11 protein-coding genes are annotated in these 14,704 nt (G+C 72.9%); 5 read left to right on the top strand and 6 right to left on the bottom strand.

Annotated elements, in window-relative coordinates; genetic code table 11:
* Positions 1-2: 2 nt before the first annotated feature.
* Positions 3-2,843, bottom strand: a complete 2,841-nt coding sequence (locus QSK25_RS20170; RefSeq protein WP_285640272.1) for a chemotaxis protein CheB — start codon at positions 2,841-2,843, stop codon at positions 3-5.
* Between the two features lie 96 nt (positions 2,844-2,939).
* Between QSK25_RS20170 and QSK25_RS20165 the strand changes: the two genes are divergently transcribed.
* Positions 2,940-3,992 (top strand): glycosyltransferase, encoded by a 1,053-nt coding sequence (locus tag QSK25_RS20165; RefSeq protein WP_285640271.1) that lies wholly within the window; start codon positions 2,940-2,942, stop codon positions 3,990-3,992.
* 10 nt (positions 3,993-4,002) lie between these two features.
* Positions 4,003-5,982, top strand: a complete 1,980-nt coding sequence (locus QSK25_RS20160; protein ID WP_285640269.1) for a SpoIIE family protein phosphatase — start codon at positions 4,003-4,005, stop codon at positions 5,980-5,982.
* Between the two features lie 154 nt (positions 5,983-6,136).
* On the opposite strand, the gene ligD is transcribed toward QSK25_RS20160, so the two are convergent.
* Both ligD and QSK25_RS20150 read right to left on the bottom strand, forming a co-directional pair.
* Positions 6,137-8,071 (bottom strand): DNA ligase D, encoded by a 1,935-nt coding sequence (ligD, locus tag QSK25_RS20155; protein ID WP_285640737.1) that lies wholly within the window; start codon positions 8,069-8,071, stop codon positions 6,137-6,139.
* A 184-nt stretch (positions 8,072-8,255) separates the two neighbouring features.
* Positions 8,256-9,029: an SGNH/GDSL hydrolase family protein gene (locus QSK25_RS20150; protein WP_285640268.1), complete on the bottom strand. Its 774-nt coding sequence runs from the start codon at positions 9,027-9,029 to the stop codon at positions 8,256-8,258.
* 89 nt (positions 9,030-9,118) lie between these two features.
* Here QSK25_RS20150 and QSK25_RS20145 point away from each other — a divergent pair, with 89 nt between their 5' ends.
* Positions 9,119-9,658 carry a winged helix-turn-helix transcriptional regulator gene (locus QSK25_RS20145; protein ID WP_285640267.1) on the top strand — a complete coding sequence of 180 codons (540 nt, stop codon included), beginning with the start codon at positions 9,119-9,121 and terminating at the stop codon, positions 9,656-9,658.
* Positions 9,659-9,692: 34 nt separating this feature from the next.
* On the opposite strand, the gene QSK25_RS20140 is transcribed toward QSK25_RS20145, so the two are convergent.
* Positions 9,693-10,598, bottom strand: coding sequence for an NAD(P)/FAD-dependent oxidoreductase (locus QSK25_RS20140; RefSeq protein WP_285640266.1), 906 nt, complete (start codon positions 10,596-10,598; stop codon positions 9,693-9,695).
* Positions 10,599-10,684: 86 nt separating this feature from the next.
* Between QSK25_RS20140 and QSK25_RS20135 the strand changes: the two genes are divergently transcribed.
* Positions 10,685-11,182: a DUF1360 domain-containing protein gene (locus tag QSK25_RS20135; RefSeq protein ID WP_285640264.1), complete on the top strand. Its 498-nt coding sequence runs from the start codon at positions 10,685-10,687 to the stop codon at positions 11,180-11,182.
* Here QSK25_RS20135 and QSK25_RS20130 read toward each other — a convergent pair whose 3' ends face one another.
* Together QSK25_RS20130 and QSK25_RS20125 are read right to left on the bottom strand one after the other, a co-directional pair.
* Positions 11,183-11,305 (bottom strand): hypothetical protein, encoded by a 123-nt coding sequence (locus QSK25_RS20130; protein WP_285640263.1) that lies wholly within the window; start codon positions 11,303-11,305, stop codon positions 11,183-11,185.
* Positions 11,306-11,336: 31 nt separating this feature from the next.
* The gene (locus QSK25_RS20125) at positions 11,337-13,118 is read right to left on the bottom strand and encodes an N-acetylglutaminylglutamine amidotransferase (RefSeq protein WP_285640262.1); all 1,782 of its coding nucleotides are present in this window, start codon (positions 13,116-13,118) and stop codon (positions 11,337-11,339) included.
* 72 nt (positions 13,119-13,190) lie between these two features.
* Between QSK25_RS20125 and QSK25_RS20120 the strand changes: the two genes are divergently transcribed.
* A complete protein-coding gene (locus QSK25_RS20120; RefSeq protein WP_285640261.1) occupies positions 13,191-14,681 on the top strand; it encodes an amidase family protein in 1,491 nt (496 codons plus the stop codon).
* Positions 14,682-14,704: the final 23 nt, after the last annotated feature.

The following is a 14,704-nucleotide window of genomic DNA, read 5'->3' as shown; positions in this document are numbered from 1 at the left end:
GATCACGTGGCGGGCCGTTCGGCGGCGGCGGTGCGGACTCGGCGCAGTGCCAGCTGGGCCTCGACGCGGGCGAGGAGTTCCTTCGCCGCGAACGGTTTGACCAGGTAGTCGTGAGCGCCGCCGGCGAGGCCCCGCACCGTCTGCGGTCTCGTGCCGAGCGCGGTCAGCAGGATGATCGGGGTGCCGCGCAGCGCGGGATCGGCGCGCACGTGCTCGATGAGCCGCACCCCGTCCAGGTGGGGCAGCACGACATCGCTGATGATGAGGTCGACCCGGTGGTGGTCCAGCCGGTCCAGCGCCTCCTCGCCGGTGCTCGCGGTGTGCACGTCGTAGCTGTCCTGCAACAGGTGTCGCAGGTAGTTGCGCATGTCGGCGTTGTCGTCGACGACGAGCACCCCGGCTCGTGGTCCGGGTCGCGGGGCGTGATCGTCCACAAGGTACGAATCGCTCGCGAGCCAGGACTCTGCCTCCTCGGCGAACGCCTGCCGCGCGCGTGCCGACGTGTCGGCCTGGACGCGGGCGGGACGGTCGTGTTCGTGCCGGGCCCGGACGAACGGCACCCACACGGTGAACGTGCTGCCGGTGCCGGGAACGCTGCGCACCCGCACGCTGCCGTGGTGCCAGGACACGAGCTGGCGGACCAGCGCCAGACCGATGCCCGATCCCTCCCTGCTGCGCGCCCGCGCGCCTTCGATCCGGTGGAAGCGGGTGAACAGGTGGGGGATCTCGGCGGCGTCGATGCCCGTTCCGGTGTCGGTCACGGCGAGCTCGACGTGGCCTCGCTGCGCGCGCAGCGCGACGGTGATCGACCCGGTGAACGTGTGCTTGAGCGCGTTGGAGAGCAGGTTGAGCACGACGGTCTGCCACATGCCGGGGTCCAGCCGCACCTGCCTGCCGAGCGGTGGACAGTCGGTCACGAGCCGCAGTCCCGCCCGTTCGACCGCGGGGCGGAACACCTCCGCGAGCTCCTCGGTCAGCGCGGCCAGGTCGTCGACGTCCTCGAACGACGGAGTTCCGCGGCCCTCCTCGAGTTCGGCGAAGGCGAGCAGCGTGTTGACCAGCCGCAGCAGGCGCAGCGCGTTGCGGTGGGCGATGCGCGCGGTGTCGAGGTGCTCGGGAGGCAGGGCGGTGAGCTGTTCCTCCAGCGGCAGCAGCAACAACGTCAGCGGCGTGCGGAACTCGTGGCTGATGTTGGCGAAGAACGTGGTCTTGGCCCGGTTGAGCTCGCCGAGGGCGGTCACCTGCCGTTGCTGCTCGCGATGGGTCCGCGCCGCGGCCAGGGTGGCCGCCACCCGTTCGGTGACGAGGTCGAAGAACCGGTGGTAGCCCTCGTCGAGCGGGGCGTGGGAGTTGACGCCGAGGACGAGCAGGGCGGCGGGCACGCCGTCGCGCACCGGGCCGACGGGCAGGACGACCGCCGTGTGCGGGGGTTCCGCCCAGGTACCGGACACGAGGTCGGGGAACCGGGTGTCCAGGTCCTCCACGACCTGGGGTGCCGCCTCGCGCAGGCACGCGTGCAGCGGCCAGACCGACGGCCGGCCGGGGGTGACGAGGGGGTCGAGCGCGGGGCTGTCGGCGGCCAGACCGGTGGAGGCGGCCAGGTGTGCCCGCGCGCCACGTCCCTCGACCAGGTAGACGAGGGCGAACGGGACGTCCTGCGAGTTGGCTGTCAGCGCGCGCATCAGCCACTCGCAGACCTCCTGGTCGGACGTGGTGTCGTTCGCCTGGCGCGCGGTGGCGGCGAGGCGGTGCAGCGTGGCCAGGCGCCGGGCGTCGCGGACCTGGTCCGTCGTCTCGACCAGGGTGGCGAGCACCCCGGCGACCTCGCCCTCGTGGCGGACCGGGCTGTAGGCGACGGTCGCGAACACCTCCTCCAGGTGCCCGGACCGGTTCACCACGAAGGGCTGGTCGACCAGGCGCACGGCCGTCCCGGTGTCGAGGACCTGGCGCAGCACCGGGCCGAACGTCGCCTCGGCGTCGGGCCACACCCGGTACACCGACCGTCCCAGCGCCTCGGGGTGGCGTTCGCGGATGATGTCGCTGTAGGCGTCGTTGTACAGCTGCAGCAGGTCCGGTCCCCACATCAGGTCCATCGGCACCGGGCTGGCCAGCACCACCGCCAGGGTCTCGCGCAGTGCCGCAGGCCACCGCTCGACCGGACCGAGCGAGGTGGCGCCCCAGTCGAGGGTGCTCATCAGCCGGCCGACCCGGCCTCCCGCGGCGAACATCGCCTCGCTCGCCCGCACGCCGGGGGTGGGCACCGGGCGACCGCACCCGACCACCCGGTCCAGCAGGTCGGGCAGTTCTCCCAACGGCAGCACCAGGTCCGCCGCGCCCGCGGTGATGACGGCCGAGGGCATGCCGAACGCGGTCGCGGTGTGTTCGTCCTGCACGATCACCGTGCCACCGGCCTGCCGCACCGCCACGGCGCCGGCGGTGCCGTCGCTGCCCAGCCCGGTCAGCACCAGCGCGAGCACCTGCGGGCCCAGGGAGGTCGCGGCGGCGCAGAAGAGGTCGTCGACCTGGCCCAGCGATGACCTGCCCGGTTTGGGCTGCACGGTGAGCGTGCCGTCGGGTTCCAGGCGCACCAGCGTCCGTCCCGGACACAGGTACACGTGGCCGGGCGCGGTGACCTGGCCGTCCTCGGCCCACAGGACCGGGTGCCGCGACACCCGGTTCAGGATCGTGGGGAGGTGGCTCACCCCGGGACCGAGGTGCTGGGCGACCACGATCGGGGCGGGCAGGTCGGTGTGCAGGCCGCCGAGCAGCACCTGCAGCGCCTCGGCGCCGCCGAGCGAGGCGCCGATCAGCACCGCCTGGTAGCGCGCGGCGTCGGGGTTCACGGGGTCGAGTGTTTCAGGCGGGGAGGCCACGGGCACCTCAACGGGATCGGGAAGCCGGACGCGTCCACGGCAACCGCAGCAGCGGGAAGAGGACAGATGAAGATCGCGATGGTGTCGACGCGTGAACTGCCCGCCTGGGAACACGAGCACGTAGCGGGCCTGTCAGCTGCTTTGACAGCGTTGCGGCACGACGTCACCGTGCACGTCCTGGACGCGACTGACGCCGAGAGCGGAACGGAGTCCCCGGCCCTCGGCGAATTCGTCGAGTCGTTGCGGGAGGAGTGGTCGTGGGCGCAGCCGGACGTCGTCCACGCGCACTCCTGGAGGGCAGGGCTGGCGTCGGTGCTCGCGGCGCAACGACTGGCGCTCCCGGTCGTGCAGACGTTCCACGGCGTGAGTCCGGACTCCGGCCAGGCGACCGTGGAGCGCCTGATCGGCAAGGAGGCGGCGCTCGTCGTGGCGAGCTGCGAGCAGGAGCTCCTCGACCTCGCCGCGGCCGGCATACCGCGACCGCGGATCGTCGTCGCTCCGCGCGGTGTCGACACCGGCGTCTTCCGGCCCGACGGCGAGATCACCCCCGGGACCCTCGCCCACCGCGTCGTCGCGATCGCGGATCCGCCGCCGCACCGGGGTGTCGCCGATCTGGTCGCCGCACTGCCGTTGCTGGAGGACGTGGAGCTGGTGGTCGCGGACGTGCCGGACCCGCGTGCGGCGAACGAGCTGAAGGCGTGGGCACGCAGGTTCGGCGTGCACAACCGCACTCGGGTGCTCCGCCCGGACGCCGGGCGGCACCTGCCTGCGTTGCTGCGTTCCGCCGACGTGGCGGCCTTCGCGCCCCGGCAGACGTGGTGGGACGACGCGCCGTTGAAGGCCATGGCGTGCGGCGCGCCGGTGGTGGCGACCGAGGTCGGTGGTCTCTCCGATGCCGTGGTCGACGGGGTGACCGGCGTGCTCGTCGCGTCGGACGACCTGAAACAACTGGTCAAGACGCTCCGGAAGGTGTTGAAGGACGAGGTGTTCCTGGAGTCCTGCGCGATCGCCGCCGTGGACCGGATCGCGGCCCGGCACTCCTGGGGTGTCGTCGGCAGGTGCTTCGAGCGCCTCTACTCGGGTCTGGCGCAACGCCCGGCCGACGCTTCGGCGGGCTGAGGAAGAGCCGATGGCCGACAACGACGACGACGGCAGCGGGCGGGCCGGTGCGGCGGACGCGGTGCGCCGGGTGTTCGACCTCATGCCGCTCATGGTGATCGCCTTCTCCGGACCCGAGCACAGGATCGTCGCGGCCACCGGTGCCTACCGCGCGTGGACCGGGCGCGCGGAGCTCGTGGGGATGACGCTGCGGGAGGCGTTCGCCGAGGGCGAAGGCCAGCAGACGTGGGAGATCGCCGACCGGGTGTACGCGACCGGCGAGGCGGAGTCGCTGCGCGACTTCCGGACCCAGTTCGACCGGCCGGACCTGGGGGAGCGCCGCGAGTGCTACATCGACTGGAACCTGACCCCGACCCGGGACGCCGACGGCCGGGTCGACGGGTTCATCGCCGACGCCGTGGACGTCACCGGCCGGGTGCTCGAACGCCGCGGTGACCGGCGGCGCGCAGCCGGCGCCGAACGCCGGTACACCGAGGCTCGCGACGGGATCGACGCGCTGCAACGGGAGTTGTTGCCGTCGACCGTGCCGCTGCTGCCCGGCGTGCAGGTCGCCGCGAGCTACCTGCCGGCGGTGGTGGACACCGCCGCGGGCGGTGACTGGTTCGACGCCGTGGTGCTGCCGAACGGCAGGCTGGGCCTCGTGGTGGGGGACGTGGTGGGACACGGCGTGGCCGCGTCGGCGACGGTGGGGCAACTCGGTGTCGTGCTCACGGAACGACTCGGCGCCACCGGCGACCTGCGGGCGGCTCTGCGCTCCGCCGACGCCGTGGCGCGCAGGATTCCCGCCGCCCGTGCCGCCACGGTGTGCGTCGCCGTGCTCGATCCCGCGACCGGGGTCGTCGAGTACGCGGCCGCCGGTCACCCGCCGCCCCTGGTCGTCCCCGCGACCGGCGAAGCGCGGTTCCTCGGCACCACCGGGGACCGGCCGCTCGGCGTCGGTGCCGGGTTCCCCGAACCGGTGGTGGTGAAGGAAGAACTGGCTGAGGGTGATCTGTTCCTGCTCTACACCGACGGTGTCCTGGAACGTCCGGGGAGGACACCCGCGGAGAGCACGGTCGAACTCGCGCGGGTCGCGTCCGCCGCGGCCGGCGACCGGGCGTTCCGCGGCCGGCAGGAGCTCGCGGTCGACCGGGTGTGCGACCAGAGCGTCGAACTGCTGACCAGGGTGACCGGACACCAGGACGACATCACCCTGCTCGCCGCCCAGCTCGTGCCGCAGCCGGCCGAGTTCGACCGGAGCTTCCGCGCCGAGGCGGCGTCCGTGCCGCTGGTGCGCGAGGAGTTCGAGGACTGGCTGACCGGGCTCCACCTGGGCGCCGAGGACGTCGACGCGTTGCGGCACGGCGTCGTCGAGCTCGCCACCAACGCGGTCGAGCACGCGTATCCAGACTCGCGGCCGGGGAACGAGTTCACCGTCCGCGGCCGGGTCACCGGTCGCGGCCACGTCCAGGTGGAGGTGGCCGACCAGGGGCGGTGGCTCGCACCGAACCCGGCCGCGGACCGCGGTCTCGGGTTGCAGATCACCGCGCAGATGGTCGACGAGTTCCACGTCGAGCACGACGCCGGTGGGACGAAGTCCGTGGTGCGCCATCGGATGCGCAGGCCCGCCCACCTGCTGACCGCCCAGGACGTGCACTTCGGCTTCTCCGAGCGCGGCTTGGCGCCCGAGCAGCCCCTGGTGGTCGAGGACCGGCAGGACTGCTCCGGCCCGTGCATCGGCGTCACCGGCCCCGTGGACGCGTCGACGGCGGGCCAGTTCGAGCGGGCCGTGCACAACGCGGGTTTCACCGGCACGCGTTCGCTCACGGTCGACCTGAGCGGTGTCACGCTGCTGGCCAGCGCCGGGGTGTCGGTCCTGCACCGCCTGAGCGGCAGGCACCACGACAACGGCACGGAGCTCCACCTCTTCGCACCGGTCGCGTCCCCGGCGGACGTGGTGATGACGCTCGTCGGTCTCGACCACCACACCGTGCGACCGGGTGGAGGATGACGAAGAACGCGCCCGAAACCTGCGACCCGGCCAGGTCGCGGGTCCCGAGGTGCGGGTGCGCGGTGCCCCCGGTACCCGAGCTCGCTGCTCGACTCGGGGAACCGCCGCGACGATCGAAACCGCGCGTGCCGCTGTGCACCCGGCACCGCACTGATCAGCCGGGCAGCGCGTGCCTCTCCTCGACCGGCGCGAAGAGGTCGCCGAGTTCCGAGACCCGTGCCACGACGTCGTCCGCGACGAACGTCAGCTGCTCCGGTCCGCGGCAGCCGCGCACCTCGTCCCAGGTGACCGGCGTGGCCACGGTCGGCTCGTCACGTCCCCGGAGCGAGTAGGGCGAGATGGTCGTCTTCGCGGGGTTGTTCTGGCTCCAGTCGATGAACACCCTGCCGTCGCGGCGTGCCTTCGCCATGGTGGCGGTCACCAGTTCGGGAGTCTCCCGCTCGAAGGCCGTCGCGACGGCCTTCGCGTAGGCGGCGGGACCGTTCGCCGGTGCCGGCTCGATGCCGGCGTAGACCTGCAGGCCCTTCGACCCCGACGTGGTGGCGACGGGCACCAGCCCGTCGCCGACGAGCACCTCGTGCAGACGTTCGGCCACTCGGCAGCAGTCGACGACCGTGGTGCCGGGCCCGGGGTCGAGGTCGAAGACGAGCCGGTCCGGCGCACCCCTGGTCCCGTCCCGGACGGTCCATTGAGGAACGTGGAGTTCGAGCGCGGCGAGGTTGGCGGCCCAGACCAGCGCGGCGAGCTCCTCCAGCAACGGGTAGCGGACGACCTCGTCCACGTCGGCTGCTCGCCGGGAACCACCGCCGCGCAGCGGCACGGTCGGCAGCCAGCCGGGCGCGCTCGCGTCGGTGTTCTTCTGGAAGAACCTCTGCCCGTGAACCCCGTTGGGGAACCGGACGAAGGTGACCGGCCTGTCGTGCAGGTGCGGGAGCAGCACGGGGGCGATCCGGCTGTAGTAGGCGATGACCTCGCTCTTGGCGGTGCCGTCGGGGTACAGCGTCTTGTCCAGGTTGGACAGCGTGAGGGTCCGGCCGCCCGCGTTGACCGTGACCCGGCTGGTGACCGCGGCCGGTGCGGGGCTCGGCCGGCCGGGCTGTGGCGCGGTGACCTCGTCCGGGCTGCGGTCGGCGCGCAGTCCGCGCCAGGCGGTGTGCCGCAGCCGGCCCTCGTCGCCGCGGGTGAACTGCCGGAAGCGCACCTCCCCGACGAGCACGGGCTCGACCCAGCGGGCTCGGGTGACGTCTTCGCGTGGCGGAGTGGAGGCGAAGGGGTGGCGGGGTCGTTCCAGTGGTTGGAGCCGGTCGCGCAACTGGTCGCGGTCCTGGCGGGTGAAGCCCGTGCCGACGTCCCCGAGGTAGACGAGATCTCCGGTGTCCGGGTCGTGAGCGCCGAGGAGCAGGCCCCCGACGGTGCCGGTGAAGCCGCTCTGACCGGGGCGCCAGCCGCAGACGACGACCTCGCGGGTCTGCACGAGCGGGTGCTTGCACCAGAAGTCGGGGCGCTTGCCGGGGAGGTAGGGGGAATCGAGGCGTTTGGCGACCAGCCCTTCGTGGCCCTCGGCGGCGACCCGGTCGAGCAGCCGCTGCGGGCTCAACCGTTCGGCGGCGAGCTCGTCCGCGCCGAAGGACGGCACCACGGCGATGTGGAAGGGATCGGGCATCGGCAGGTCGGCGAGTTGCCGCCGGCGTTGCTCGTAGGGCTGGTCGAGGAGGAGCCGCTGGTCGAACTGCAGGAGGTCGAACGCCAGGAAGCGCACCGGCACGTCCTCGAACGGTTCGTCGCGACCCGCCGTGCGGTGCTTCTGGAACCGGCCCCGCCGTTGCTGCAGCAGACCGAACTCGATCTGACCGGCGTCGTTGTAGACCACGACCTCACCGTCGAGCACCACGTCGTGGCCGCGCAGCGCCGCCGTGAGCACGCCGGTCAGCTCGGCGAACTCGTCGGTGAGGTCGAGACCGTTGCGGCTGGTCAGCACGGTCGTGCCGGTGGCGCCGACGCGCAGCGCGACGCGGTAGCCGTCGAGCTTGTACTCGTACGCCCACTGCGGGCCTTCGCGCAGGCGACCGCCGTCGGGCCTGGCGAGCATCGGGTCGATCCAGTCGGGCACGGAGCCGGGTGCGGTGGGCACGGCGACCTCCGTTCCCCGGTGTGTTGCCTCGTCACCAGGAATCCGAAGGTAACCCGAACGGCCTAGTCGTGCGCGCCGGAACAGCTCACTCGCACAGCCGGTCGTCGAACGACCTGGGAAGCCTCTCCTCCGCGGGCGGCGTTCAGGGTTGCGTTCCGGTCCGGGTGAGGTTCCACGGTCCACGGGGGAGCTGGGCGGGCAGCGGTCGGCCGCGGTCGGCTCGCAGGATCGTGTACAGCGAGCGGATCTCGGCAAGGCGTTGCGCCGCCGTCACCGCCGGTCCCGCCGGGGTCCAGGGGGAGCGTGCCCGGCCGAGGATGAGCTCGGCGAAGCTGTGGGCGATGCCCGCGTGCCCGTGCGTGCCGGGGTGGACGCGGTCGATGGACCACATCCGTGGCGCGTGGGTGCGTTCGTCGTGCCACAGGTCGTGCATGATCGCGTCGTGCTCGGCCGCGATCGTGCGCACGTGGTCGTTGACGAGCTCGAACCGCGAGCGCGTCGCCTGGTGCAGGCGTGCGGGTCCCGGCCAGCGGCGGGTGATGTCCGGCAGGGTCGCCATGACCACCCGTGCGCCGGTGTCGCACAGGGCCGCCACCGTCCGCCGCAGCACGCGGCCCACCGCGGCGCCGTCGAACCCGTGCCGGTCGAACGCGTCGTTGGCGCCGACCATGACGCTCGCCAGGTCCGGCTTGAGCCGCAGCGCCTGCTGCAGCTGGTGCTCCAGGACGTGCTGGGCGTGCCACCCCCGCACGGCGAGGTTGTCGTAGCGCAGTTCGGGCCACGCGTGGTCGAGCTCGCCGGCCAGGACGTCGGCCCAGCCCCGCAGCGTGCCGTCGAGCCGCGGGTCACCGACCCCTTCGGTGAGGCTGTCGCCGAGCGCCACGAACCGCCGCACCGGCTGAGTACCGTAAACCATACTCAGCACCGTAACGGAACCTTCCGGCACACCGCACGACAGCGGCTCTCGCGGACGCCAGGGGATCGACGATGTGACACAGTGCGCCCATGCAGCCCCGCGTGCCCGAACCGACCGAGGCCGCGGATCCGGCGTGGAACCGCGAAGCGTGGCTCCTGGAACCGGACTCCGTGCAACGAGCGCTCGACGTGCTCGCGCCGCGCAGCGCCGGACAGGTCGTGCGGGAGGCGTTCTACGGCACCCGGCGCTTCGACGACTTCCGCCGCCACACGGGCCTGACCCCCGGCGTGCTGTCCGCCCGCCTGCGCGACCTGACCGACCAGGGAATCCTGACCAAGGTCGCCTACCACGACAGCGGATCACGCCGCCGCCACGAGTACCGCCTCACCGACAAGGGGCGGGACCTGGCCGCCGCGATCATCAGCCTGCTGAACTGGGCCGACCGCTGGCTCCCCAGCCCCGGCGGGCCGACCGTCGTGCTCGCCCACCGCGGGTGCGGCGCGTCGATCCGAACCGAGCTCCGCTGCGCGGACGGCCACCCCGTGGACAGCCTCGGCGACGTCCAGGCCGCCCCGGGGCCCGGCGCGCGGGAAGCAGCAGATCCCGCGGGGGGAACTCGAGATCGATGAACCCCGACCGGGGCCGAATCTGTACTTGCAGAGCTCACCCTGCGAGCAGGGCGGCGGCCACGGCGCGGCCGGAGAGCCAGGCGGTCTGCACGCGCGGGCGTCCGAACGCGTCTCCGCACAGCCACACCTGGCCGTCCCTCGCGTACGGGGCCTCGGACGTCTTCTCGGGCTGGGCGTAGGTCCACCGGTGCGTCTCGACCTGCGGTGAGGCGGTGATGCCGAGCAGTTCTCCCACGGCCGCGGCGAGGACCGGACCGGCCTCGGCGGGCGCGTCGAGGTGTTCGGCGGCCAGTTCAGCGGTGGAGTGGGCGACGAGGACCGGTGCGGCGTCGCCGCGGCGATCACCGTCGTCGCACACGGTGGCCAGCACCGGGTGGTCGTTGACGAACGCGCCGTGCAGCCGGGCCCAGGTGCGTTCCGGGTAGGTGAGGACCGCGGCGATCACCGGCCGCCAAGTCTGCGAGGCCGCGGCGGAGGCGATCGCCGGCGGCGGGGACAGCCTCAGGGCCTGGGGCCCGGGCACGGCGAGCACCACCGCGTCCGCGCCCTGCACCACGGAGTCGACGGAGTCGACCGGGGTGGAGAGGCGGACGTCGAGTCCGTCGGCGAGATCGGTGGCGAGGCTGCGCAGACCGCCGGGCGCGGCCCAGCGCACGGGACCGCGCGAGTCGGTTCCCCCGGGGTAGACCCGCAGGGTGTCGGTCCAGGGACGGGCGAGGCCACGTGCCTGCCAGGACTCGGTCTGCGCGACGAAACCGGGTTCGTCGGCGACCAGGTAGGCGGCACCGATGTCCGCGTAGCGGCCGTTGACGCGCCGGCTGGCCAGCCGCCCGCCCACGACACGGCCGCGGTCGAGAACGCGTACCCGTGCTCCACCGTCCGCCAGCGCCCGCGCGCACGAGAGACCCGCTATGCCTGCCCCGACCACGACGATGTCCACGAAAGACAGATTAAGTGCCACGCGGTGGGACCACCGGACCGCGCAACCGGTGGTTTGGGCGCACCCGCGGCGGCAACACCTCAGCCATGTCGATCGCGGAATCCTTCGAACGTGTCCAGCGCGCCTATGCGGACGGTGAACGCCGTCCGCTGCTCGGGTATCTGGCATCGCTGTGCTCGTACGGTGTTCTCGTGGGTGCCGCCACCGCTGTCGGCCGGCGGCGGGGAGCCCGGCTGCCGCAGCGGTTCTCGGCCGGCGACACCGTCCTGCTCGCGCTGGCCACCCACAAGGCGAGCCGGCTGGTCACCAAGTCCTCGATCACGAGCGTGCTGCGCGCCCCGTTCACCCGCTACGAGGCGCCCGCCGGTGAGGCCGAGGTGAACGAGACCGTGCGCGGGCACGGCGTGCGCCACGCCGTGGGTGAACTCGTGACCTGTCCGTTCTGCTCGGGTGTCTGGATGGCGGGCGCGTTCACCGCGGGCCTGGTGCTCGCGCCGAAGGCCACCCGCCTGGTCCTGACCGCCCTGTCCGCGGTCGCCGCCTCGGACTGGCTGCACCTCGGCTACGACGCCGCGAAGAGGTGATCACGAGGCGGCCCGCGCCAGGATCCTGCTCGGCGAGATGGTCAGATCCTGTTGTGGCACCGGGTGGGCGGAGTGGGCGAGGCGAGTGCCCAGCTCGGAGAGCAACGCGACGGTGAACGTCACGGGGCCGGGAACCGGCACATCGCTCGCCGGCTCAGCCGATGCCGTGCTGCTGCAACCACAGCTCCAGCACGCCGAGGTGCCACAGCTCGTTCCCGCCCGCCTTGGTCTCGCGCCCGTTGGGATCGGCCAGCAGGGCGTCCACGTGGTCGCGGCGCAGCACTCCGCGCCGCCGCGCGGTGGGTGAGCTCATGGTCGCGCGCAGCAGGTCCAGCACCTCGCCGTCGAGCCGGGTGAGGGCGGGCACGGGGAAGTAGCCCTTCTTCCGGTCGACCACCTCGAGCGGCAGCAGGTCGCGGCCGATGTCCTTGAGCAGGCCCTTGCCGTTCTGGTCCGACTTGAGCTCCGGCGGGCACGCGGCCACCAGTTCCACGAGGTCCTGGTCGAGGAACGGCACGCGCGCCTCGACACCCCAGGCCATCGCCATGTTGTCGACCCGCTTGACCGGGTCGTCGGGCATCAGCAGGTGGGTGTCGGTGCGCAGGACGGCGTCGAGCGCCGTGTCGGCCCCGGGGTCCGCGAGGTGGCGCGCGGCCAGTTCGCCGCTGACGTCGCGCCGCGCGAGCCAGTGCGGTTCCAGGACCTGCGCCAGCTCGTCGTGGTCGAGGTCGTGGAAGGCGTCGCGGAGCACCTCCGCCGCGTCCCGCCGCGCCGCGCCCGCCGCCGGCTGGTGATAGCGGTAGCCGGCGAACACCTCGTCGGCGCCCTGACCGCACTGCACGACCTTGACGTGCTTCGACACCTCCCGGCACACGAGGTGGAAGGCGGTGACGTCGTGGCTGCCCATCGGCTCGCTCATCGACCCCACGGCGTCCTCGACGGCGGAGGCGATCTCCTCGTCACCGATGCGGATCTGGTGGTGGTCGGTGCCGAACTTCTGCGCGATCGCGTCGGAGTAGACGAACTCGTCGCCCTCCACGTCGCCGCGGCTCGTGAACCCGATGCTGAAGGTGCTCGGCTTCTGGTCCTCCTCGGCGAGCAGCGCGACCAGCAGGCTGGAGTCGAGGCCGCCGGACAGCAGCACGCCGACCTCCACGTCGGACACGGTGCGGCGGCGCACCGCGGTCTGCAGCGCCGCCCGCACCGCCTGCCGCCAGTCCTGCTCGGTCCAGTCCGCGTGCTCGGGACGCCGCGTGTACGACGGCTGCCAGTAGACGTGGTCGCGGGGCGCCCGGCCCGGTTCGAACACGCGGATCGTGGCGGGAGGCACTTTGCGCACTCCGCGCAGCACGGTGCGCGGTGCGGGAACGATCGAGTGCCAGGTCAGGTAGTGGTGCAGGCCGGCCGGGTCGAGCTCGGTGTCCACGCCTCCACCCGCCAGCAGCGCGGGCAGGGTGGAGGCGAACCGCGTCCGCCCGCGCACCTGCGCGACGTAGAGGGGCTTGATGCCGAGCCGGTCGCGGACCAGGAGCACGCGGTCGCGACGCCGGTCGACCAGGGCGATGGCGAACATGCCCACGAGGTGGTCGACGAACCGCTCGCCCCAGTGGTCGTAGGCCTTGAGCACCACCTCGGTGTCGCTCGTGGACCGGAACCGGTAGCGGCCCGACAACTCCTCGCGCAGCTGCTCGTAGTTGTAGATGCACCCGTTGAACGCCACGGCGAGCCCGAGCTCGTCGTCGACCATGGGCTGCGCGCCGGCGTCGGACAGGTCGATGATCGACAGTCTGCGGTGCCCGAGCGCCACCCGGCCCTCCGACCAGTGGCCCGCTCCGTCCGGGCCGCGCGACCACATCGTTCGCGTCATGCGCTCCACCGCGCCGAGGTCCGGTCGGCCTGCCCGGTCGTCGACGATCTCACCGGCGATTCCGCACATGGCTTCTCCTCGGGGTTCGAGCCTCACAGGTGCTGTGCGAGTACCCCGAACGCAGATGACCATGTTCGACCTGTGAGCAAGCGCACGGCCGGTTCGTCCGGCGGCGGGTTGACGCGGGTGGGCCGGTGGGTCGGCAATGGACCCATGGAACTCCTGGCCGCGGACCTCGACCAGGCGACCATCCCGGTGCTCGCGCACCGGATGGCGGTCGGCGATCTGACCTCCGCCGAGCTGACCGCCGCCTACCTGCGCCGCATCGCCGAGGTGGACCCGCTGCTGCGTGCCGTGCTCGCGGTCGACCCGTCCGCGCTGGAGCAGGCGGGGGAGAGCGACCGCAGACGGGCACGAGGTGGGTCGCGCGGGCAGCTGGACGGCATTCCGTTGCTGATCAAGGACAACATCGAGACGCGCGGGCTCGCGACCACCGCCGGGTCGCGGGCGCTGCGCGTGCCGCCCGGCGCCGACGCCGAGGTCGTGACGCGGCTCCGCGAGGCGGGCGCGGTCGTGCTGGGCAAGACGAACATGACGGAATGGGGCAACTTCCGGTCACCCCGGGCCACGTCCGGCTGGTCGGCGGTGGGTGGGCAGACCGCCAACCCGCACGTGCTGGACCGCACCCCCTGCGGTTCGTCGTCGGGTTCGGCCGTCGCGGTGGCGGCGTCGCTGGCGCAGGTCGCGGTCGGGACCGAGACCAACGGCTCGATCGTGTCCCCGGCGGGCCACGCCGGCGTCGTGGGGTTCAAGCCGACGCCGGGCCGGGTAGCGACCGGCGGCATCGTGCCGATCACCACCCGCAGGGACGCCGCCGGACCGGTCGCGCGGCACGTCGTGGACGCCGCGATCCTGATGGCGGCCATGGAGGGGGTGGAGCGGACGTTCACGCCGGGAACGCTGCGGGGTGCGAGGGTCGGTGTGTGGCGCAGGACCGGGTTCGACGCCGAGGTCGACCGGGTGATGGCGTCGACGGTGGCACTCCTGCGCGACCGCGGTGCCACCACCGTCGACGTCGAACCGGCGTACCAGGACCAGGTCCAGGCCGCCGACCGGCAGGCCATGGTCGCCGAGTTCCGCCACGACCTGGAGCGGTACCTGCGCACCAGGACCGGTGCGCCGCACACGATCCGCGAGCTGATCGAGTTCAACGAGGACGACCCGGTCGAGCTGAGCCGGTTCGGCCAGGAACTGTTCCACGAGGCCGAGGAGGCCCGCTCGCTCACCGATCCCGGTTACCGCCGCCAGCGGCACACCGCGGACGAACTCGCCCGCCGCTGCCTCGACGAGCTGTTCACCGCCCACCGCCTGGACGTGGTCGTCGCGCCCACGAACGGTCCCGCGTGGCTCGCCCGCGGCGCCGATCCGGCCGGCCCGCGGACGGCCCTGCCCGCGGCGGTCGCGGGCCACCCGAACGTCACCGTCCCGGCGGGGTTCGCCGGTCCGTTGCCGATCGGGGTGTCCTTCGTCGGCGGACGCGGCGCGGACGAGGCGGTGCTGGGGTTCGCGGCGGCGTTCGAGGACGCGTCACGAGTGCGCCGGGCACCCGCCTACCTGCCGACGACGCCCTGATCCCACGCAGCCGGATGCCGGGG

It is taken from the genome of Lentzea sp. NBRC 102530 (genome assembly GCF_030269365.1).
GTDB lineage: Bacteria > Actinomycetota > Actinomycetes > Mycobacteriales > Pseudonocardiaceae > Lentzea.
This window is presented reverse-complemented; position numbering and strand designations above follow the sequence as displayed.